Here is a 20,569-nt window from a genome sequence, read left to right as displayed (position 1 = left end):
TCCGCCCCGCCTGTCACGCTCCAGATATGACGACGCCCCGGAGAGCGATCTCCGGGGCGTTTTCGTACTGTGCAGGTCGGTTCGAAGGGGGCTACTGGCCGCCGCGATCGCCCGGTCGGCTGCCCGGGAGGCCCTCGGAATCATCGCGCGGCAGCATGCCGCCACGACCGACGTTGCCGAGGAGCTGTTCAAGAATGCTCAGCTCCCGACCGCGGGTCGGCGTTTCGCGGGTGTTGTAGGCGAACACCTTCCCATCGCGCAGCGTGAAGGCGTTGACCGCGACGACCTGCTCGCTGCTCTTGTCGAAGGTGATGGCATACACGTTCCGCACCGCCACGCGGGGCTGGTAGAAGGCCACCCGGTCCGTGACCTGGCTCATGTAGAACCAGATGTTCGGATCAAAGGTCGAAGTCGCCGAGGGCGAGCCCAGCTTGCCCAGGACCGTCGACTTGGTGTCCTCGCCAGACTTGATGTCGGCCGGATTGACCTCGATCGCCTGGAACCCGGAATAGTTGGTCATCGGCGTGCAGCCGCCGGTCGTCGCGAGGACGAGGGCGGTGGCGGCGGCGAGGGCGGCTTTACGAAACATGTCGGCTCCCGGTACGCGCTCTGGGCGCGGCTCTTTGACCTATCGCCCGCGGGGGCTTAGTTCAATGCCCGCTTTAGGCTCTCTCGGCGGCGAAAACGAGGCGATACCCAAGATGCTGCAGCGGCTTTTCCGGCCAGGTCCTGCGAAAACAGCTGGTGAGGCGCTGTATGCGTCCGCCGCGGCGCAGGCGCGTCGGCCTGATTTCTACGCCCGGAGCGGGGTCGCGGACACCCGGGAAGGGCGGTTTGAGCTCTATACCCTCCATGTCATCCTGCTGGTCGAGCGGCTCAAGGGTGAAACGGGTCTGGCCGGTGACGCCCGCCAGATGCTGTTTGACCGCTATGTTCAGGGTCTCGATGACGCCTTTCGCGAACTGGGCGTGGGCGACACGGCAGTGGCCAAGCGCGTAAAGAGCCTGGGACAGGCCTTCTACGGGCGGCTGAAGGCGTTTGAAGACGCGGTCGCTGTTCTGCCCGATACCGCAGCCCTCATCGACCTGGTCACCCGAACCGTGCTGGAGGGCAGGGGCGACACCGCCGCTGATCTCGCCGGCTATGTCCTTCGCGCTCGCGACGCCCTGTCGCGGCAATCCACCGACGCCCTGCTGGCGGGCGATATCCCGTGGGAGACGCTGTGATGATCGGTGATTCGCCCTGGCGGGAGGTCGTCCGGTTCGGTGAAGTCGGGCGTGGACCTGTCAAACGATCCCTTCAGGCCGATGAAACGGCTCGAAAGGCGATCGCCCGACTGCTGGGCATCGTTTCCGTCGAATCGCTGAAGGCTGAGCTGACGATCCGCCCCTGGATGGATGGCGCGGAGATCGACGGCAGCTTCACGGCCGACATCGTCCAGACCTGCAGCGTGACAGCCGAGCCGTTCGAGGAAACCGCCGAGGCGGACTTCGTCATTCGCGTTCTGCCGCCCGGCAGCGTCAACGCTCCGCAGGATCCGGTCGAGGAAATCGAACTGGATCTCGAAGCGGATGATCCCCCCGATGTGCTGGAGGGCGAGGATATCGATCTTGGCGGCTACGTCGTCGAGCACCTCGCTCTGGAGCTGGATCCCTTCCCCCGCAAGCCGGGCGCCGAGTTCCTGCCGCCCCGGGACGACACCGATCTGTCGCCATTCGCCGTCTTGCGGCTGCTGAAAAAGGACGACGCGCCCGAATAGGGCGTTTGGAGGCCGGGCTTGCATCGCCGCCATGCGGGGGTAAGTTCCGGCGGCTTCGCCCCGACCCGGGGCCCGCAACGGAATCGCGACCGGCCATTGTCTCAAGACATCGTCATTTCCATTGACGCCATGGGGGGCGATCACGGCCCCGCCATCGTCGTTCCCGCCGTCGACATCGCCGCTCGGGCCAACCCGGACCTGCGGTTCCTGCTGCATGGCGACGAGAGTCGAATCAACGCCGAGCTGGCCCGCCTGCCGACGGCGAAGGCGGTCTGCACGGTGCGCCATACCGACAAGGCCATCTCGATGGACGAGAAGCCCGCCCAGGCCATGCGCCGCGGCAAGGGCTCCAGCGTCTGGAACGCGATCGAGTCGGTAAAGGCTGGCGAGGCCAAAGCCGCCGTCTCCGCCGGTAACACCGGCGCCCTGATGGCCATCTCGAAGCTGGTGTTGCGCATGGCGGCGGGCGTTTCTCGTCCGGCGATTGTCGCCAGCTGGCCGACCCTGAACGGTGTGACCGCGGTGCTGGACGTCGGCGCCAATGTGGAATGCGACGCCGAGCAGCTGGTTGAGTTCGCGATCATGGGCGCCGCGTTCCACCACGCGGTGCATGGCTCGGCCCGGCCGACCGTGGGCGTTCTGAATGTCGGCTCGGAAGAGGAAAAGGGTCACGACGAAGTGCGCGGCGCCAATGCCCTGCTGCGCGCGACGACGTTCGATCTGGACTATCGCGGCTTCGTCGAGGGCAATGACATCGCCAAGGGGACCGTCGATGTAATCGTCACCGACGGCTTCACCGGCAACATCGCCCTGAAGACCGCCGAAGGTCTGGCCCGCTTTTTCGCTAACGAGCTGAAGGCGACTTTCACCTCGGGTCCGCTGGAACTTCTCGGCGCGCTGTTCGCTTCAGCCGGGCTCAACCGGATGCGCAAGCGGATGGATCCGGGCGCCGTCAACGGAGGCCCGCTTCTGGGGCTCAACGGAATCGTCGTGAAGAGCCATGGCAGCGCCGACGCCCGCAGCTTCGCCAGCGCGATCCGCGTCGCCGCCGACCTGGCCCGTAGCGACTTCGCCGGCGAGATCGACCGCAACATGCAGCGTCTGACCGCCACCCTGTCCGAATCCACAGCCACGGCTCCGGCCGGGGGAGCCGTCGAGTGAGTGTTCTGCGTAGCGTCGTAACCGGCGTGGGCGGTTATCTGCCCGAAACGATCGTGAGCAATGACGATCTGTCGAAGATCGTCGACACGTCCGACGAATGGGTCCGGGAGCGGACCGGCATCCGTCAACGGCATCGGGCGTCGGAAGACCAAGCGGTGTCTGATCTCGCCGTCGAAGCCGCCAGACGCGCCCTGGCGGCGGCCGGGAAGACCGCCGCCGACGTCGATCTGATCGTGCTGGGCACCACCACGCCGGACCTCACCTTTCCCGCCACGGCGGCCATCGTTCAGCGCAAGCTGGGCTGTCCGGTCGGCATCGCCTTTGACGTTCAGGCCGTCTGTTCGGGCTTCGTCTATGCCCTGACCGTGGCGGACGGCTTCGTTGGCCGCGGCCATTCGAAATGCGCGCTGGTTATCGGCGCCGAGACCATGACCCGCCTGATGGACTGGACCGACCGCGGCACCTGCGTGCTGTTCGGCGACGGCGCGGGCGCCATCGTGCTTGAGCCGGGCGAAGGGCAGGGGACCACGGACGATCGTGGCCTCCTCGGCTTCGCCCTGCGCTGCGACGGGACCAAGCAGGACCTGCTCTACGTCGACGGCGGCCCGTCAACGACCGGCACGGTCGGCAAACTCCGCATGCAGGGCAACCAGGTGTTCAAGCACGCGGTGGTCAATATCTCCGAAGCCGTCGTCGCCGCCGCCGCCCAGGCGGGCGTCGCCGTATCCGACGTGGACTGGTTCATTCCACACCAGGCCAATGAGCGCATCCTCAAGGGCGTCGCTCACCGCCTGGGCATCGACGAGCACAAGGTCATCCAGACCGTCGCCGACCACGCCAACACCTCGGCCGCCTCGATCCCGCTGGCCTGGGCCCAGGGCATGGCGGACGGCCGGATCAAGAAGGGCGACCTGCTGCTCATCGAGGCCATGGGCGGCGGCCTGACCTGGGGCGCCTGCGTCATTCGTCTGTAGTCCAGGAATCCGGAACCGCCGGGAACCCTTTGACTTGACGGACCAATCGGCTCATGCACCGATAGACTCAAGGGTCTGGGAGCGGGGCATGAAGGGCGAAACCCTCACACGTGCGGAACTGACGGAGGCCGTCCACGAAGAGGTGGGGCTGACGCGTCAGGATTGTGGTGGACTGGTGGAGCGCACGCTCGATCTGGTCGCCGAAGCGCTTGAGCGCGGCGAAACGGTGAAACTGTCCGGCTTTGGCGTGTTTCAGGTGCGGGCCAAGCGCGCCCGCATGGGCCGCAATCCCAAGACCGGTGAGCCGGCGGAGATCGAACCCCGGCGGGTCATCGGCTTCCGCGCCTCGCAGGTCATGAAGGCGCGGATCGACCGCGCGCTGAGCGACTGACGGCCCCGGTGGCGAAGGGCCCCAACGCCTTCCGCACGATCTCGGAAGCAGCCGATGAGCTGGGCGTGCCCCAGCATGTGCTGCGCTTCTGGGAAACCAAGTTCTCGTTCATACGCCCGATGAAACGGGCCGGCGGTCGCCGCTTCTACCGGCCCCAGGACATCGCCGTGCTGCGCGGCGTGCGGGCGCTGCTGCACGACGAAGGCTACACTATCAAGGGCGTGCAGAAGCTGCACAAGGACCAGGGCATCCGCCGACTGGCCGCCGCCGGTGAGGAAGGCGCTGCGCCTGTCGATCCGGCCGGCGAAGTCTTCCACGTTGAAGAAACAGTCGAAATCGGCGGTGAAGCCCGCGACAGGCTCAGCTTCGCCCTGGCCGATCTGGAAGCAGTGAAGGCCCGTCTCGACGGGTTGCTGAAAGGCCGCTGAATTCGAGTTGCCGCGCCGGGACCCGGTCCCTATAAGGGCGCTCCCCACGGCGCGTCGTTCGCGAAACGCCGAGAGAAGATGTCGGAGCGTGGCGCAGCCTGGTAGCGCACTTGACTGGGGGTCAAGGGGTCGCAGGTTCGAATCCTGTCGCTCCGACCATCTTCTCCCTCGCCTCAGCCCCTGGGCTTCGGCTCCCGGTTCATCCAGGACATCAGGGGAAACAGCGGCACGCCCCAGGCGATGCCGACGACCGCGAAATACAGAAGCGACACGGCCGGGTGTTTCGGCAGGTGGCCGGCGATGGTGATCGCGAGCACCACATAGAAAAACAGGAAGACGAGCATGCCCAGCATGCCGACGAGCTTCCTGAGACGCGGGTTCATGGCGGACCTCCGGCGGCCCGGTGAGCCGGCCGCCGGGGACCTATGCCAGACCTAGCGGCGTTTGAAGAGACCCAGCACGAACAGCAACACCACAGCGCCCACGACGGCGACCAGGATGCTCGAGAGCAGGCCTGTGTAGGCAAAGCCCAAAGCGCCGGCGAGCCAGCTGCCGATGAAGGCGCCCAGCAGGCCGACGATGAGGTTGGTCAGAATGCCGTGATTGCGGTTCATCAGCCGCTCGGCGATCCAGCCGGCGAAGATGCCGGCGATGATGATGACGATCCAGTTCAGTCCGTGCATGCCCGTTTCCTCCTGAAAGCCCGGACGCCTGAAATGCGGTGCGGGCGAACAAGGTTCCGCTCCGTCAGCGGCGACGCAGCAGCAGCGTGAAGGGAAGGAGGAGCACGGCGCCGGCCAGGGAGGTCATCGCGACCTGCCAGAGGGTCGTGACCGGGTAGCCGAACGCGCCGGCCAGGGGTGGGCCCGCGATCGCCCCGGCCAGGCCCGCCGCCATGCCTGCGAAGCGGGACGGGCGGCCAAGCAGCAGCGCTCGACCCAGCGTACCCGCCAGCAGGCCGATTACCGCAACGATGAACAGGCCTGGCGTCCCCATGCCCGCAGCATGACAGGCGACCGCGGCGACGTCACGACTCTGGACGGTATCGCGCGAGGAGGGTAGGGATCGCCGCCCTTATCCGGCCGTGCACTGACACTAGATAGCCCGCCATGACCTCGTTTCTGCGTTCGGACCGGTCCCGCCCGGTCGCTGTCTGGCTGCTCGCGGTGGCCGTGCTCGTCCTGGCGATGGTCGTCGTCGGCGGGGCGACGCGTCTAACCGGGTCCGGCCTGTCGATCACCGAATGGAAGCCGGTCACCGGCGCGATCCCGCCGATGGGCGAGGAAGCCTGGGGCAACGAGTTCTCCAAGTACCAGAAGATCCCGCAGTACCAGCAGCTCAACCGCGGCATGACCCTGGCGGAATTCAAGTCGATCTATCGCTGGGAGTGGGCGCATCGCCTGCTGGCCCGGCTGGTGGTCGCCGCCTTCGCCGTGCCGCTGGTGGTCTTTCTCATCCGGCGCAGCATTCCCCGAAGGCTGATCTGGCGTTGCGGCGCGATGTTCGGACTGCTCGCCATGCAGGCGGTCGTCGGCTGGTGGATGGTCGCCAGCGGACTGGCCGGCCGGGTGTCGGTCGCGCCCGAGCGGCTGGCGACGCACCTGGGCCTGGCCCTGGCGCTCTTCGTTCTGCTGGTCTGGACTGCGCTCGACGCCAATGCCGGCCAGCCCCGGCAGGAGAATCCAACGCGCTGGCGGGCGGGATCGCTGATTTTCCTCGGCGCGGTCTATGTGCAGAGCCTGCTCGGGGCGCTCGTCGCCGGCGCGCATGCCGGCTTCATCTACAACGACTGGCCGCTCATGAACGGCGCGCTGTTCCCGAAGGACTACGCCGGAGAAGGCCTGTGGGCGACGCTCGCGCACAATCAGGCCTCCGTCCAGTTCCACCACCGGATCGGCGCCTATCTGTTGCTTGCGGCCGGGCTGACCATTGCCGGGTTGGCCGCGCGCGCGCGCTACCTCGCCGAAGAGACCCGTCTTCTCGGCCTGGTGGTCGGCGCCGTGGTGCTGATGCAGGCGGGCCTCGGCGTCGCGACCCTGATGGCGGGCGTACCGCTGTGGCTGGGCATCCTGCATCAGCTGGGCGCCGCCATCCTGCTCGGGGCCGCCACAGTGTTCGCCTGGCGAGTCCGGCGAGTTTGAAATTTTTGTGATCGGCTGGCGTGTCCGGCCGCCGCGGTCCTAGATGGCCCCACCGCCGGAGCTGTTCCATGCGCTACTTCGCCAGCCTGATTGTCGTCGCCGCCTTGAGCGCGTCCGGCGCCCTGGCGCAGGCTCTTCCCTCAAGCCAGACCGGCGACGCCTATTTCGCGGGCTCGGCCCAGCGCCTGTCCGCCAATCTCGCCCACGTTCCCAACACGGGTCGGGCGCGGAACGTCATCATCTTCCTCGGCGACGGCATGGGCCTGTCGACCGTGGCCGCCTCGCGCATCTTCGAAGGACAGAAGCGCGGCGTCGATGGCGAATCCAACAGCCTGGTGTTCGAGACCTTCCCCTATCTGGCCCTGTCGAAGACCTACAGCGCCGATGTCCAGGTGACCGACAGCGCGGCCGGCATTTCCGCGATCATGACAGGGGTCAAGACCCGCAACGGAATCATCGGGCTCACCTCGTCCGCGGTGCGCGAAGACTGTGCTTCAGCGCAGGGCGCGATGGCGCTCAATCTTGAGGACATCGCCAAGGCCTCGGGCCGGTCGACCGGCGTGGTCACGACCACCCGGATCACGCATGCGACCCCGGCCGGGGCCTACGCCCATACGCCTTACCGTGACTGGGAAGGCGACGCGGACATGTCGCCGGACGCCAAGGCCGCCGGCTGCATCGATATCGCCCGGCAACTAGTCGAAGCGCCGCTGGCCTCGCGCGTCGATGTCGCGCTGGGCGGCGGCCGGTCGCGCTTTCTGCCCGAAAGCGCCGACGGAAAGCGGGCCGACGATCGTGACCTGACCCGCGAATGGCGTGAGTCGGGCGGCCCTGGAGCCGTCTATGTCGCGACGGCCGATGAGATGATGGCGGCGCCGGTCACGCCGACCACCCGGATGCTGGGCCTCTTCGCCAACGAGCATCTGCCGTACGAAGTTGACCGGCCCGTGTCCGGTCAGGGCGTCCCGTCACTCGCCGCGATGACGCTCAAGGCCATCGAGATCCTCAAACAGAACCCCAACGGTTACGTCCTGCTTGTCGAGGGCGGCCGGATCGACATGGCCAGCCATCTTGGCATGGCTGGCCGCACGGTGACCGAGACGGTTGCGTTCGCGGACGCGGTGAAGGCGGCCCTGGGCGTGGTCGACCTTGAGGATACGCTGGTGATCGTCACCGCGGACCATAGCCACGGCCTGGTCCTCACAGGGTATGCCAACCGCAATTCCCCGATCCTCGGGATCGCCACCGACGAAGGAGAACCGACGAAGGGACTCGACGGCAAGCCCTATACGACCCTGATGTTCGCGACCGGACCTGGCGGGCCCGACGGCGTGAACGATCGGGAGAACCCCGCCGACGTCGACACCACCAGTCCTGACTACCGCCAGGCCGCCGCTATCGGTCTCCGAAATGCCGCCCACAGCGGCGAGGATGTGGCGATCTATGCGATCGGTCCCCAGGCCTATCTGTTCCGGGGCGTGGTCGAGGAGACCTACACCTTTCATGTCGCCCGGCATGCTCTGGGCCTTGACGGTGCTGCACCGGCATCTCCGGCGGCGGAGAAGCCAAAAAAGCGGTTCCGCTTTCCTTTCGGGCTCTGAATCCGGCCTTTCGAGGGTGTGGTATCAGGATACCGCATCATGAATTCCCTTGCGCCATAAGGGTTGCGGCGGAAAGTGATCGTGCCGTTGTTGACAGGGCCGGCGCTCGCGGGTAACAGCGCGCCCTCACGTCGGGGACCGCTTGTCTCCGCCTGCAACGGATCAGTCCCATGATGAAGACCACGGCTTCTTTGAAGCCCGCCGAGGTCGAGAAGAAGTGGATCGTGATCGACGCCGAGAATGTGGTCGTTGGCCGCCTCGCGTCGTTCATCGCCATGCGTCTTCGCGGCAAGCACCGTCCTGACTACACTCCGAACGTCGACTGCGGCGACTACGTCGTCGTGGTGAACGCCGAGAAGGTGAAGTTCACGGGCCGCAAGCTCGACCAGAAGATCTACTACCGCCACACCGGTCACCCGGGCGGCATCAAGGAAATCACTGCCGGAAAGCAACTGGCCGGTCGTTTCCCCGAGCGCGTCCTGGAAAAGGCCGTCGAACGCATGCTGCCGAAGGAAAGCCCGCTTGCCCGCAAGCAGCTGACCCACCTGCGCATCTTCAACGGCGCCGAGCACACCCACCAGGCGCAGAGCCCTGAGCCCGTCGCGTTCGCTGAACGCAACGCCAAGAACGTCCGGAGCCAATAGATCATGGCCGAAGCTCAAGGTTTCGACGCTCTCCAGAGCCTGTCGTCCGCTCCCGAGGCCGCGCCCGCGGTCCAGAAGCTGGACAAGTACGGTCGCGCCTATGCGACCGGCAAGCGCAAGAACGCCATCGCCCGCGTCTGGATCAAGCCGGGCAAGGGTTCGATCACCATCAACGGCCGGGACCAGGAAGTTTACTTCGCCCGCCCCGTGCTGCGGATGATGCTCGCCCAGCCGTTCCAGGTCACCGACCGGGTCGGCCAGTTCGACGTCATCGTCACGGTTGAAGGTTCGGGCCTGTCGGGCCAGGCCGGCGCCGTGCGTCACGGCATCTCCAAGGCCCTGACCTACTTCGAACCGGCGCTGCGCACGGCCCTGAAGCCGCACGGCTTCCTGACCCGCGACAGCCGCGTCGTCGAGCGGAAGAAGTACGGCAAGGCCAAGGCCCGCCGCTCCTTCCAGTTCTCGAAGCGCTAGTCGTTCGCGAACACGGTTTGCGAAAGGGCGCTTCGGGAAACCGGAGCGCCCTTTTTCTTTGGAGCGAAGCATGAGCAACCCCGTCGTTCATTCGCCGGCGCTGAAGGTCGATCATCTCACCCTGATGGTGCGTTCGCTGGAGGACAGCGCCAACTGGTACGCTGCGCTGTTGCCGGCGCTGGGGTTTTCGAGAACGAGGACCGGCAACTGGGGGACGCCTGACGGGTTCTTCCTTCAGATCCTGCAGGCGGATGCGGATACGGCTGACTACGGGCGACGAGCTCCCGGTCTGAACCACGTCGGGTTCGGCGCACCAGACGAACAGACCGTGCAGCGCATCCAGGCGACCATGCGAGCTGCCGGGTTCGAGGCGCCCGAGATACAGAATCTGGGCGGCGCGCGAGCGCTGTTCATGAAGGATCCAGACGGGATCCGCTTTGAAGTGACCTACTATCCTCCCGGCGTGAGCGTCGTGGACTAGCGACGAGCAAGGACGAAAGCGATGACCCCCAAGGTCTTCATCGACGGCGAAGCCGGCACAACCGGGCTGCAGATTCGCGAGCGGCTTGCCGGCCGCACCGATATCGACCTGCTGTCGATCGCCGAAGAGCGCCGCAAGGACGTGGACGCCCGCGCCGAGCTCATCAACGCCGCCGATGCGGTGATCCTCTGCCTGCCGGACGACGCGGCGCGCGAGGCCGTCAGCCTGATCACCAATCCAGCGGTCAAGGTCATTGATGCCTCGACCGCGCACCGCACGGCTGACGGCTGGACCTTCGGGTTCCCCGAGCTGTGCAAGAGCCAGAGGCCGGCGATCAAGACGGCCAAACGGGTCTCCAACCCCGGCTGCTATTCAACCGGCGCCATCGCCCTCATCCGTCCGCTGGTCCAGGCCGGCCTCATGCCTGCCGACCATCCCGTCAGCGTCAACGCCGTCAGTGGCTATAGCGGCGGCGGCAAGCCGATGATCGCCGAATTCGAGGATGAGGCCAGCCCGACCTATACCAAGGCGCCGTACCGCATCTACGCCATGGGCCTGGAGCACAAGCATGTGCCGGAGATGCAGGTCCGCTCCGGCCTGCTGACCCGGCCCCTGTTCACGCCCGCCGTCGGCCGTTACGCCCAGGGCATGCTGGTCGAGGTTCCGCTGCATCTGGCCCAGATGGGCAACGGGCCGGACCTGAAGGACCTGCATGAGGCGCTGACGAAACACTATCGCGGCGAACAGTTCGTCGAGGTCGTGCCCCTCAAGGTCTGCGAAGCGCTCAGGACGCTCGACCCCGAGGGCCTGAACGGCACCAATCGTATGCAGTTGTTCGTGTTCGGCTCCGACGAAGGACGTCAGGCCCGGCTCGTCGCCCTGCTCGACAATCTGGGCAAGGGCGCCTCCGGCGCGGCGGTGCAGAACCTCAACCTGATGCTAGGCCTGCCCGAGGCCGCCGGCCTTTGATCGTCCGTAGGGCGGTCGTCGCGGACACGCCGGCCCTGCGGGCGATGATGGCTGTCAGCAACGGCTACCGGCAGCCCGCGGCCCGATCGATGATCTTCGGCTTCGCCGCCGGCTGGTCGGTGCCCGACGACGACCATGAGGTCTGGCTGGCGCAGGACATTCACGCGGTCGCCGGCTTCTACGTCCTGATCCCGCACGGCGCGGACCAGGAACTGGATCTGTTCTTCACCGCGAACGACAGCCAGGGGACCGGCGTCGGCCGCCGCTTGTTCGACCATATGGCCGACCGGGCGAGGGCGCTCGGCGCAGGACGTGTGATCATCAGCTCGAACCCGGACGCGGCCGGCTTCTACCGGCGCATGGGCGCGATCGACATCGGCGTCTCACCGCCCGGCGACGGGATCAGCTGGGAACGGCCGAAATTTGAACTAATCCTCCCCGGAGCTTAGCGAGGGGGAGGGGGACCATCCGAAGGATGGTGGAGGGGGCAGCGCCTAGGCGAGCCGCTCTGTCCTGAATTCCGGTCTTTCCGGTGCCGCTGGCGCAGCCCCTCCACCGCCTCCGGCGGTCCCCCTCCCCACGGCGTGGGGAGGAAGAACTAACTTCTGACCTTCACGAAGCTCCCGGGCGCATCTTCCAGCGGCTTGCCGAGCGGGCCCTTCGACGGATCCCGCGCGGGGACCATTTCGCCGGACCGTTCGTTGAGCCAGGCCGCCCAGTGCGGCCACCAGCTGCCGGGATGCTCGACCGCGCCGGCCTGCCATTCGGCGACGGTGGCGGGGAGGTCGTCGTTCGTCCAGTGCTGGTACTTCTTCGCATCCGGGTGGTTGATGACCCCGGCGATATGACCGCTGCCGGCCATGGTGAATTTCACCGGCCCGCCGAACAGTTTCGCCCCGCGATAGATGCTCTTGAACGGCGCGATATGGTCGTCCCGCGAGGACTGCACATAGATCGGGGTCTGCACCTTGTGCAGGTCGAGCTTCACGCCGGCGAGGGTCAGCTCGCCCTTCGACAGCGCGTTGTCCTTGTAGAAATTGCGCAGATAGAAGAGGTGCAGCGCCTTGGGCATGCGCGTCTGGTCGCTGTTCCAGAACAGCAGGTCGAACGGCTTGGGTTCCTTGCCCATCAGGTAGTTGTTGACGAAGAACGACCAGATCAGGTCATTGCCGCGCAACGAATTGAAAGTGTCGGCCATCGACTTGCCGGGCAGGAAGCCGCCCGACTGGTCCATGGTTTCCTCGATCGAGCGAAGCCAGGCGTCGTCGACGAACAGCCTGAGGTCGCCCGCCTCCTCGAAATCCTGCTGGGCCGCGAAAAAGGTCGCCGACTGGATGCGCTTGTCGCCCTTGGCCGCCATATGGGCGAGGGCGCAGGAGAGCAGGGTGCCGCCGATGCAGTAGCCGACCGTATTTACCCGGTCCGTGCCGCACTGCTTCATCACCTGGGTCGTGGCGTCATAGATGCCCTCGACCAGGTAGTCCTCGAAGGTCTTGGCCGCGAGGGTCTCATCCGGGTTGACCCAGCTGGTGACAAAGACGGTGAATCCTTGGGCCGTCAGCCAGCGGATCAGGCTGTTATCGGGGCGCAGGTCGGTGATGTAGAACTTGTTGATCCAGGGCGTGAACAGCAGCAGCGGGATCTCGCGCACCTGTTCGGTCGTCGGTTCGTACTGCAGCAGCTGCAGGATGTCGTTCTGGTAGACGACCTTGCCGGGCGCGGTGGCGACGTTTTCGCCGACCTTGAACTGCTCCATGTCGGTCTGGCTGATCTGCAGCTGGCCGCCGCCGCGGGCCAGGTCCTCGGCGAAGTTTTCCATGCCCCGAACCAGGCTTTCGCCGCCGCTGGTCATGGCCTCCTTGAGCGCCGCCGGATTGGACATCAGGAAGTTCGACGGCGAGATCGCGTCCGTCAGCATTTTGATGAAGAACTCCACGCGACGCTTCTCCAGCGGGTCGACGCCCTCGACTTCAGAGACGAGATCGTTCAGCCAGCCGCTGGTCAACAGGTAGGACTGCTTCATCACGTCATAGACGGGATGGGCGCCCCATTCCGGATCGTTGAAGCGCTTGTCGCCCTTTGGCGGGGTGATGACGGGCTCCACCTGTTCGCCACCCATGCGGCGGGCCGTGGTCTGCCAGAGGTCCAGATAGCGCGAAAACAGGTCGGCCTGGGCCCGCATCAGGCGATCAGGCTGCGCCGCGAGGCGGCCCATGACATCGGTCAGGGCCGGGCCGACATGGAAGGGGTCCGGACTGAGCGCCGCGGGGCTGTCAGCCTGGCGCAGGGCAGCCTCGGCGATGGCGCCCTGCGCCGTGACCGCGGCGCGGGCGAGATTGGCCGACAACTTTTCCAGGGCCTCTCGTTGTTCCGAAGACAGAAACGCGGCCGGATCGGGCGCCGCGGCATAGTCGAACGACGAAAGAGGGGACGGCTGAGGCGGCGGCGTGGTCTTCGGCGATTCGGCGGGCCTGGGCTTTGCGGCTTTCGCCGCAGCCGTCGGCGCGGCGGGCTTTGCGGCGGGTTTCTTCGTCGAAGACCTCTTCGGGGCCGTCTTCGGGGGTGTAGTCTTGCCGCTAGAGCCTGCCATGCGTGCGTCCTTCCCGGTGCGTGGGCGTCTCGCGCCCTTTCGCTGAACCTGATCATGGCATAAGACCGTGACCGATATGAACGGCGATGCGCGAACTTTCTGGCGATCCTTGCGACTGGCGCTCCTTGCGGGCGTGGCAGGCGGCCTGACGGCCTGCGCCGACCTGCCGAAACTGGAGCCCGGGACCAGCGCCACGACCGACCCCAAGTCGCCCGCGGCCGCCCAGGTAGATGAGGCGCTGAAGCATCCCGGCCCCTGGCCGACCTTCGCCGGAATTCCCCAGATCCCCGATGACGTGCGCAATTCGGAGGCCTGGCGGGCCGCGATCGAAGATCAGGAAGCCGAAGGCGTCTACACCGCCCGGAGCGTGGCAGAAGACACCTGGAGCCTGACGGCGACCGAGGCCTTTGAGGCCCAGGCGCGCGTCGACGCCAATCCGCTGAACCTGCACGCCCCCACCGACGCCGAGATCGCCGAGTCGGAGGCCTATGCCCGCGCCCTGCGCAAGCGAGCTACCCCGCCTCCGTCGCCGAGGTGAATCCGGCGCGGCGGAGGCAAGAAATTCCCTGAACCTGCTTGGAGTCGCCCCTTCCGGGGGTTATCCATGCGCGACCTCCGCTCCCAGAGCGCCGGTGATGGCGCAGAGAGCCCTATAATGACCACCGAGTTTCACCGTATCCGGCGTCTGCCGCCCTACGTTTTCGAGGAAGTGAACCGTATCAAGGCCAAGCTTCGGGCCGAAGGAACGGACATCATCGATTTCGGGATGGGCAATCCCGACATGCCGACCCCCAAGCATATCGTCGACAAACTGATCGAGACCGCCCGCGACCCCAAGGCCGGCCGCTATTCCGCCTCCAAAGGCGTCATCGGCCTGAGGCGGGCGATGGCGGGCTACTACGAGCGCCGCTACGGCGTGTCGCTAAACCCCGACACCGAAGTGGTCGCGACCCTGGGCTCCAAGGAGGGGTTCGCCAACCTCGCCAACGCCCTGACCGCCCCGGGCGACGTGATCATCTGCCCCAACCCTGCCTATCCGATCCACGCGTTCGGATTCATCATGGCCGGCGGCGTGATCCGCCACGTGCCGGCCCTGTCGCCGGAAGAGTATCTGGCCGGTATCAGCCGCGCTGTGAAGCATTCGGCGCCGCCGCCCAGCATCCTGATTCTCAGCTATCCGTCGAACCCGACCGCGCAGTGGGTTGATCTGGATTTCTACCGCGACGCCGTTCAGCTGGCCCGTAAGCACGACATGCTGATCATCTCCGATGTCGCCTATTCGGAAATCTACTTCGACAATAATCCGCCGCCGTCGATCCTGCAGGTCGAAGGCGCCAAGGACCTCGCCGTTGAGGTCAACAGCCTGTCCAAGACCTATGCGATGGCGGGCTGGCGCGTGGGCATGGTCGTCGGCAACGCGCGCATGTGCGCGGCCCTGGCGCGGGTGAAATCCTATCTGGACTACGGCGCCTTCCTCCCGATCCAGGTGGCCGCCGCAGCCGCGCTGAACGGCCCGCAGGACTGCGTCGAGGAGATCCGCGGCATCTACAAGTCGCGCCGCGACACCCTTGTCAGCAGCATGAAGCGCGCCGGCTGGGACATTCCCGCGCCGCCGGCCTCGATGTTCGCATGGGCCAAACTTCCCGAGCCCTACAAGGACGTGAGTTCGATGCAATTCTCCCGGATGCTGATCGAGGAAGCGGGCGTCGCGGTCGCGCCGGGATCGGGCTTCGGCGAGTACGGCGAGGGCTATGTACGCATCGGCCTGGTCGAGAACGAACATCGCATCCGGCAGGCGGCGCGCAATGTGAAGAAGTTCCTCGCCGACTCCGAACGGATCCTCGCCAAGGCGCACAATGCGGTGGCCGCGCAATGAGCGCGCGGACCTGGCGAATCGGCGTCGCCGGCCTCGGCACCGTCGGCGGCGGACTTCTGCAGTTCCTGTCGGAGCGGCCGGATTTCGCGCCGGCCGGGGGCAGGGCGGTCATCACGGGCGTCACGGCCAGATCGCGGTCGCGGCCACGCAGCATCGACATTTCGAACCTCGCCTGGTTCGACGACCCTGTCGCTCTGGCGACGTCGCCGGACGTCGACCTGTTCGTTGAACTGGTCGGCGGCTCGGACGGTCCGGCCAAGGCCTCCGTCGAGGCCGCGCTGAAGGCCGGCAAGCCCGTTGTCACCGCCAACAAGGCGCTGATCGCCGAGCACGGCGCCGAACTGGCCGCGCTGGCGGAAGCGTCGGGCGTGCCCCTGCTGTTCGAGGCGGCCGTCATGGGCGGCACCCCGGCCGTCAAGATGCTGCGCGAGGCCATGGTCGGCGACGACGTGGTCGGCGTCGCCGGCATTCTTAACGGCACCTGCAATTTCATCCTCAGCGAGATGGAACAGCGCGGCGCATCCTTCGCCGACGTCCTCGCCGAAGCCCAGCGGATGGGCTACGCCGAGGCCGATCCGACCATGGACGTCGGCGGGTTCGACGCGGCCCACAAGGTCACGATCCTGGCGGCGCTGGCGTTCGGCTGCGCACCCAATTTCGCCGCCGCCGAGATCGAAGGCATCGACCAGGTCGATCTGCTGGACATCCGACTGGCGAAGGATCTGGGATACCGCATCCGGCTGATCGCCTCGGCCGACCGTACGCCGGACGGCGTTGCGGTGCGGGTTCATCCCTCGCTGGTGGCTCAGGGCCACCCGCTGGCCGAAACCCGCGGCGCGCTCAACGCCCTGTTCATCGAGGGCACCCGGATCGGGCGGATCTTCATCCAGGGGCCAGGCGCCGGGGCCGGGCCGACGGCTGCCGCCGTCGCGGCCGACATCGCCGACGTCATGACCCTGCCGACCCGGCCGGTGTTCCAGCGTCCCGCCGGGGCGCTGAAGCCATTCGTGGCCGTCGCCCCCACACGGCGCGTCGGCAAGGCCTATCTGCGGCTGCTGGTGAAGGATCAGGCCGGGGTCATTGCCGCCGTTTCCGAGACACTCGCCGAATGCGGGGTGTCGATCGACAGCTTCCTGCAGAAGCCGGTTGAGGACGCCGGCGGGGTGCCGATCGTGCTGACGACACACGCGATCGCGGAGTCTGTGCTGACCGATGCGATAAACCGCATCGAAAAACTGCCGTCCGTGCTAGAGCGTCCGCGCCTGTTGCGCATCGCGCGTATTTGAGAATCCTCCGACAACACCGGAGAGCGCCCCGGGAAGGGGCCGGGAGACTGACTTTCATGAGTTCTGAAACGCTGGACCGGGGACTGGTTCTGGACGCGGTCCGGGTGACCGAAGCGGCGGCGATCGCGGCCTGGCATCTGGTCGGCCGCGGCGACGAGAAGGACGCCGATCAGGCGGCCGTCGACGCGATGCGCAACGCGCTGAACGATCTGGCCATCGACGGCGAGATCGTCATAGGCGAGGGCGAGCGGGACGAAGCGCCGATGCTCTACATCGGCGAAAAGGTCGGCACCGGCAAAGGCCCGCGCGTCGACATCGCGCTGGACCCTCTTGAAGGCACGACACTGACGGCCAAGGCCATGGCCAACGCCCTGGCCGTGATGGCCTGGGCCCCGGCCGGCACGCTGCTGAACGCGCCCGATACCTACATGGACAAGATCGCCTGCGGCCCCGGCTACGCCGAGGGGGTGATCGATCTGGACGCCTCGCCGGCGGACAACGTCCGCGCCATGGCCAAGGCCAAGGGCGTTGAACCTGACCAGATCACCGTCTGCGTCCTGGACCGTCCGCGCCACACCGAGATTATCAACAGCCTGCGTTCCGTCGGCGCGCGGGTCTATCTGATCACCGACGGCGACGTGGCGGGCGTGATCAACACCGCTGATCCCTCGACCGGTGTCGACCTCTACATCGGCCAGGGCGGAGCGCCGGAGGGCGTACTGGCCTGCGCGGCGCTGAAGTGCGTCGGCGGCCAGTTCCAGGGCCGTCTGGTGTTCCGCAACAATGACGAACGCGCCCGCGCCGCCAAATGGGGCATCACCGATCTCGACCGCAAATACATGCTCGACGAGATCGTCCGCGCCGACGCCATCTTCGCCATGACCGGCGTAACTGACGGCGCGCTTCTCGACGGGGTCAAGTTCGAGACCGGATTTGTCCTCACCCACACCATGGTGATGAACTCCTCCACCCGCACCGTGCGTGAAGTGCGGATGAAACGGCCCCTCTGACGATGGCCGACGGCGCACCGGAGGCAGGCTTCCTCGGTGTGCGCCGCTCGCTGTCCGGACGGGCCTGGCGCTGGCGTCCCGCCGACGCCGCGCTGATCCGTGATCACCAGATGCGCCATGGGCTCAGCGAGCCTTTGGCCCGTGCGTTGGCCGGGCGCGGCATCGATACGGCCGGCGCAACCGACTACCTGACGCCGACGCTGAAGGCGCAGTTTCCCGACCCCTCTACGTTCGCCGACATGGATCTGGCGGCCTCGATCCTCGTCGACGCCGTCGAGACCGGCCGGCCAACGGCCGTGTTCGCCGACTACGACGTCGACGGCGCCTCGAGCGCGGCCCAGCTGGTGCGCTGGTTCCGGGCCATGGGCCGCGAGCTGGCCATCTATGTGCCCGACCGGATCATCGAGGGCTATGGCCCAAGCCCGGCCGCCTTCCGCCATCTGCAGGAGCAGGGCGCGGACCTTGTGGTCACCGTCGACTGTGGCGCGGCGGCGACAGACGCCCTGGTGGCGGCGAGAGACATCGGTCTCGATGTCGTGGTCATCGATCACCACCTGATGCGCGGCGACCAGCCGCCGGCCGCGGCCCTGGTCAATCCCAACCGGCCCGACGACACATCGGGGCAGGGGCATCTCGCTGCGGCAGGGGTGACCTTCGTACTTCTGGCCGCCCTGAACCGCGAGGCGCGGCGCAGGGGGCTGTTCCAGGACCGCTCGGAGCCGGACATCCGCCAGTGGCTCGACCTGGCGGCCATGGGCGCGGTCTGCGACGTCACCAGCCTGACCGGCTTCAATCGCGCCATCGCGGCCCAGGGGCTGCGGACGATGTCGAACTGGGCCAATCCCGGGCTGAAGGCGCTGCTCGACGTGGCCAAGGCCCAGGGGCCCGCCACGACCTTCCACGCGGGCTTCATTCTCGGCCCACGGATCAACGCGGGAGGACGGATCGGGCGGTCCGACCTCGGCGCGCGCCTGCTGTCGACCGATGATCCCGAAGAAGCCCGCGATCTGGCTGAGCAGCTCGATGCCCTCAACGCCTCGCGCAAGGACGTCGAGAAAGGGGTCATCGACGAGGCCGTGCTATCGATCGAACGGGACAGCAATTTCGATCCCGAGGCGCCGGCCATCGTCGTGGCCGGAGACGGATGGCATCCGGGCGTCGTCGGCATTGCCGCCGCTCGCCTGCGGGAGCGCTATCGCAAGCCGGTTGTCGTGATCGGCATCGACAGGCCGTCAGAAACAGGCAAGGGCTCGGGGCGCTCCCAGCCGGGTGTGAACCTCGGCAGGGCCGTGCAGGCCGCGTTCGACGAGGGCCTACTGCTGGCCGGCGGCGGGCACGCCATGGCCGCGGGCCTGACCATCCGGCCGGCGATGATTCCCGATCTGCGCGCCTTCCTTTGCGAGCGGCTTGCCGACGAAATGGTCGAGGCCGCCGGTCAGGACGCTATCGAGATCGACGCCCTGGTCAGCCCCGGTGGCGCGACGCGCGGCTTGTACGCCGAGTTCCAGCGCCTGGCCCCATTCGGTCCGGGCAATCCCGAACCCACCTTCGCCGTCGCCGACGCCCGGATCGAGCGTCCCATGATGCTCAAGGGCGGCCATGTGCGCTGTACGCTGATGGATTCCTCGGGGGGACGCCTCAAGGCCGTGGCATGGCGAGCGGGCGAAACCGAGATGGGCGCACGGATCATGGCCGGCGGGGGATCGATGCATTTTGTCGGTCGGCTGAAGCCCGATGACTGGCAGGGCCGTCAAAGTGTCGAGCTGGAAATCGAGGACGCCGCCGACCCCAGGATGGTGCTGTAATTCATCGGTCGCGGCCTTTGGCGGCGCAGAGACGTGAAGACCTGCGCAAGGGGCTTGCGCCACCCGGGAGTCGCGAATATACAGCCGCTTCCTCGCGACCGGGCGCCCTTCGTCTATCGGTTAGGACCCCAGATTTTCAATCTGGTAAGAGGGGTTCGACTCCCCTAGGGCGTACCACCGCCGCGAGTGACTTTTCCCAAAATATCGCGACAAATTGTCGCACCCAAAGCCCGAGTCATCGTCTGGGCGAATTCCCGCATTGACGGCTCTCGCCCCGCGAGAACAGTGTTATACCTAAGACCTCGTCCAAACGGCACTTCGGGATGGGGCAGAGGGGCGGAATGTCTGGTTTTGATTTCGAGGCTCAGGACTCGCACGAAGAATCCGTGCGGATCAATGGCCGCGTGAAATGGTTTGATGCCGGGAAGGGCTACGGTTTCATCGTTCCCGACGATCCCAGCCAGACCGGCTTGAAGGATGTGCTTCTGCACATCACATCGCTGCGCAACGCAGGTCGCGAGTCTGCCATCGAGGGCTCGGTGATCATTTGTGATGTCGTACGCCGAACCAAGGGCTGGCAGGTTTCCGACATCGTTGACCTGGACGAGACGGCCGCACCGCCCGTTGGTGAACGGCCCCAACGCCGTTTCGACCAGGAGTCTGGCGGTGGTTTCCGCCGCGACCGGTTCGGTGGCGGCTTTGGCGGAGAGTCACGCGAGGCTCCGCGACGGGGTCCGCCCGTGCACGCTGAGGGTCCGCTCGAGCATTGCACCGTCAAATGGTTCAACCGCACCAAGGGCTACGGTTTCGTGGTGCGCGACGCCCAGCCGGGGGATATCTTCGTCCACATCGAGACGCTGCGCCGCAGCGGCCTTGATGACCTGCAGCCTGGAGATGGCGTGATGGTGCGCTTCGCCGAGGGGCCCAAGGGTCTTGTTGTGGCCGAAATCGCGGCGTCCTGACGCTCGATCGCTCCTGG

Annotated in this window: 24 protein-coding genes and 2 tRNA genes; 21 read left to right on the top strand and 5 right to left on the bottom strand. The window is 66.6% G+C overall.

From position 1 onward, the window contains the following. Positions 1–91 precede the first annotated feature (91 nt). On the bottom strand, positions 92–589 hold the full coding sequence (locus ACODSL_RS12105) for an outer membrane protein assembly factor BamE (RefSeq protein WP_488900945.1): 498 nt from the start codon (positions 587–589) through the stop codon (positions 92–94). Positions 590–701: 112 nt separating this feature from the next. On the opposite strand from ACODSL_RS12105, the gene ACODSL_RS12100 reads away from it, so the two are divergent. The 7 genes from ACODSL_RS12100 (at position 702) to ACODSL_RS12070 (ending at position 4,872) form a co-directional block, all read left to right on the top strand. Then, positions 702–1,226, top strand: a complete 525-nt coding sequence (locus ACODSL_RS12100; protein WP_488900944.1) for a ubiquinol-cytochrome C chaperone family protein — start codon at positions 702–704, stop codon at positions 1,224–1,226. Then, positions 1,226–1,759, top strand: coding sequence for a YceD family protein (locus ACODSL_RS12095; protein ID WP_488900943.1), 534 nt, complete (start codon positions 1,226–1,228; stop codon positions 1,757–1,759). Before ACODSL_RS12100 ends, ACODSL_RS12095 begins: the two co-directional genes overlap by 1 nt. A gap of 96 nt (positions 1,760–1,855) precedes the next feature. Beyond that, the gene (gene plsX / locus ACODSL_RS12090; RefSeq protein WP_488900942.1) at positions 1,856–2,920 is read left to right on the top strand and encodes a phosphate acyltransferase PlsX; all 1,065 of its coding nucleotides are present in this window, start codon (positions 1,856–1,858) and stop codon (positions 2,918–2,920) included. Further along, positions 2,917–3,894 carry a beta-ketoacyl-ACP synthase III gene (locus ACODSL_RS12085; protein ID WP_488900941.1) on the top strand — a complete coding sequence of 326 codons (978 nt, stop codon included), beginning with the start codon at positions 2,917–2,919 and terminating at the stop codon, positions 3,892–3,894. Before plsX ends, ACODSL_RS12085 begins: the two co-directional genes overlap by 4 nt. Positions 3,895–3,982: 88 nt before the next feature. Beyond that, a complete protein-coding gene (locus tag ACODSL_RS12080; protein ID WP_488900940.1) occupies positions 3,983–4,285 on the top strand; it encodes an integration host factor subunit alpha in 303 nt (100 codons plus the stop codon). 8 nt (positions 4,286–4,293) lie between these two features. Further along, on the top strand, positions 4,294–4,713 hold the full coding sequence (locus ACODSL_RS12075; protein ID WP_488900939.1) for a MerR family transcriptional regulator: 420 nt from the start codon (positions 4,294–4,296) through the stop codon (positions 4,711–4,713). A gap of 82 nt (positions 4,714–4,795) precedes the next feature. Next, positions 4,796–4,872: transfer RNA gene (locus ACODSL_RS12070), tRNA-Pro, on the top strand. 14 nt (positions 4,873–4,886) lie between these two features. On the opposite strand, the gene ACODSL_RS12065 is transcribed toward ACODSL_RS12070, so the two are convergent. The 3 genes from ACODSL_RS12065 to ACODSL_RS12055 all read right to left on the bottom strand — a co-directional run bounded on the left by ACODSL_RS12065 (position 4,887) and on the right by ACODSL_RS12055 (position 5,709). Next, entirely contained in the window at positions 4,887–5,096 is a 210-nt protein-coding gene (locus ACODSL_RS12065) for a DUF2842 domain-containing protein (protein ID WP_488900938.1), read from the bottom strand. A gap of 51 nt (positions 5,097–5,147) precedes the next feature. Next, the gene (locus tag ACODSL_RS12060) at positions 5,148–5,396 is read right to left on the bottom strand and encodes a GlsB/YeaQ/YmgE family stress response membrane protein (RefSeq protein WP_488900937.1); all 249 of its coding nucleotides are present in this window, start codon (positions 5,394–5,396) and stop codon (positions 5,148–5,150) included. 64 nt (positions 5,397–5,460) lie between these two features. Beyond that, positions 5,461–5,709, bottom strand: a complete 249-nt coding sequence (locus tag ACODSL_RS12055) for a hypothetical protein (protein ID WP_488900936.1) — start codon at positions 5,707–5,709, stop codon at positions 5,461–5,463. A gap of 113 nt (positions 5,710–5,822) precedes the next feature. On the opposite strand from ACODSL_RS12055, the gene ACODSL_RS12050 reads away from it, so the two are divergent. From ACODSL_RS12050 to ACODSL_RS12020, 7 genes are all read left to right on the top strand, one after another. Continuing rightward, on the top strand, positions 5,823–6,854 hold the full coding sequence (locus ACODSL_RS12050; protein WP_488900935.1) for a COX15/CtaA family protein: 1,032 nt from the start codon (positions 5,823–5,825) through the stop codon (positions 6,852–6,854). Between the two features lie 68 nt (positions 6,855–6,922). Then, positions 6,923–8,455: an alkaline phosphatase gene (locus ACODSL_RS12045; protein WP_488900934.1), complete on the top strand. Its 1,533-nt coding sequence runs from the start codon at positions 6,923–6,925 to the stop codon at positions 8,453–8,455. Between the two features lie 170 nt (positions 8,456–8,625). Further along, the gene (gene rplM / locus ACODSL_RS12040) at positions 8,626–9,099 is read left to right on the top strand and encodes a 50S ribosomal protein L13 (protein ID WP_488900933.1); all 474 of its coding nucleotides are present in this window, start codon (positions 8,626–8,628) and stop codon (positions 9,097–9,099) included. A 3-nt stretch (positions 9,100–9,102) separates the two neighbouring features. Then, on the top strand, positions 9,103–9,573 hold the full coding sequence (gene rpsI / locus ACODSL_RS12035; RefSeq protein WP_488900932.1) for a 30S ribosomal protein S9: 471 nt from the start codon (positions 9,103–9,105) through the stop codon (positions 9,571–9,573). Positions 9,574–9,643: 70 nt separating this feature from the next. Beyond that, the gene (locus ACODSL_RS12030) at positions 9,644–10,054 is read left to right on the top strand and encodes a VOC family protein (protein ID WP_488900931.1); all 411 of its coding nucleotides are present in this window, start codon (positions 9,644–9,646) and stop codon (positions 10,052–10,054) included. Positions 10,055–10,075: 21 nt separating this feature from the next. Then, on the top strand, positions 10,076–11,023 hold the full coding sequence (argC, locus tag ACODSL_RS12025) for an N-acetyl-gamma-glutamyl-phosphate reductase (protein WP_488900930.1): 948 nt from the start codon (positions 10,076–10,078) through the stop codon (positions 11,021–11,023). Beyond that, positions 11,020–11,472, top strand: coding sequence for a GNAT family N-acetyltransferase (locus ACODSL_RS12020; protein ID WP_488900929.1), 453 nt, complete (start codon positions 11,020–11,022; stop codon positions 11,470–11,472). The genes argC and ACODSL_RS12020 overlap by 4 nt, the downstream gene beginning before the upstream one ends. Before the next feature lie 149 nt (positions 11,473–11,621). On the opposite strand, the gene phaC is transcribed toward ACODSL_RS12020, so the two are convergent. Continuing rightward, positions 11,622–13,613: a class I poly(R)-hydroxyalkanoic acid synthase gene (gene phaC / locus ACODSL_RS12015; protein WP_488900928.1), complete on the bottom strand. Its 1,992-nt coding sequence runs from the start codon at positions 13,611–13,613 to the stop codon at positions 11,622–11,624. Between the two features lie 67 nt (positions 13,614–13,680). On the opposite strand from phaC, the gene ACODSL_RS12010 reads away from it, so the two are divergent. The 7 genes from ACODSL_RS12010 to ACODSL_RS11980 all read left to right on the top strand — a co-directional run bounded on the left by ACODSL_RS12010 (position 13,681) and on the right by ACODSL_RS11980 (position 20,552). Further along, positions 13,681–14,151, top strand: a complete 471-nt coding sequence (locus tag ACODSL_RS12010; protein WP_488900927.1) for a hypothetical protein — start codon at positions 13,681–13,683, stop codon at positions 14,149–14,151. A 117-nt stretch (positions 14,152–14,268) separates the two neighbouring features. Next, positions 14,269–15,489 carry an LL-diaminopimelate aminotransferase gene (locus tag ACODSL_RS12005; RefSeq protein ID WP_488900926.1) on the top strand — a complete coding sequence of 407 codons (1,221 nt, stop codon included), beginning with the start codon at positions 14,269–14,271 and terminating at the stop codon, positions 15,487–15,489. After that, complete coding sequence (locus ACODSL_RS12000) at positions 15,486–16,775, top strand: homoserine dehydrogenase (RefSeq protein WP_488900925.1); 1,290 nt, start codon at positions 15,486–15,488, stop codon at positions 16,773–16,775. Before ACODSL_RS12005 ends, ACODSL_RS12000 begins: the two co-directional genes overlap by 4 nt. Positions 16,776–16,831: 56 nt before the next feature. Continuing rightward, positions 16,832–17,785, top strand: coding sequence for a class II fructose-bisphosphatase (gene glpX / locus ACODSL_RS11995; protein WP_488900924.1), 954 nt, complete (start codon positions 16,832–16,834; stop codon positions 17,783–17,785). A gap of 2 nt (positions 17,786–17,787) precedes the next feature. Next, positions 17,788–19,590: a single-stranded-DNA-specific exonuclease RecJ gene (gene recJ / locus ACODSL_RS11990; RefSeq protein WP_488900923.1), complete on the top strand. Its 1,803-nt coding sequence runs from the start codon at positions 17,788–17,790 to the stop codon at positions 19,588–19,590. A gap of 102 nt (positions 19,591–19,692) precedes the next feature. After that, positions 19,693–19,767: transfer RNA gene (locus ACODSL_RS11985), tRNA-Glu, on the top strand. A 164-nt stretch (positions 19,768–19,931) separates the two neighbouring features. Then, entirely contained in the window at positions 19,932–20,552 is a 621-nt protein-coding gene (locus ACODSL_RS11980; RefSeq protein ID WP_488900922.1) for a cold-shock protein, read from the top strand. The last annotated feature ends 17 nt before the right edge of the window (positions 20,553–20,569 follow it).

This window comes from Caulobacter sp. FG121 (assembly GCF_057809815.1).
This window is presented reverse-complemented; position numbering and strand designations above follow the sequence as displayed.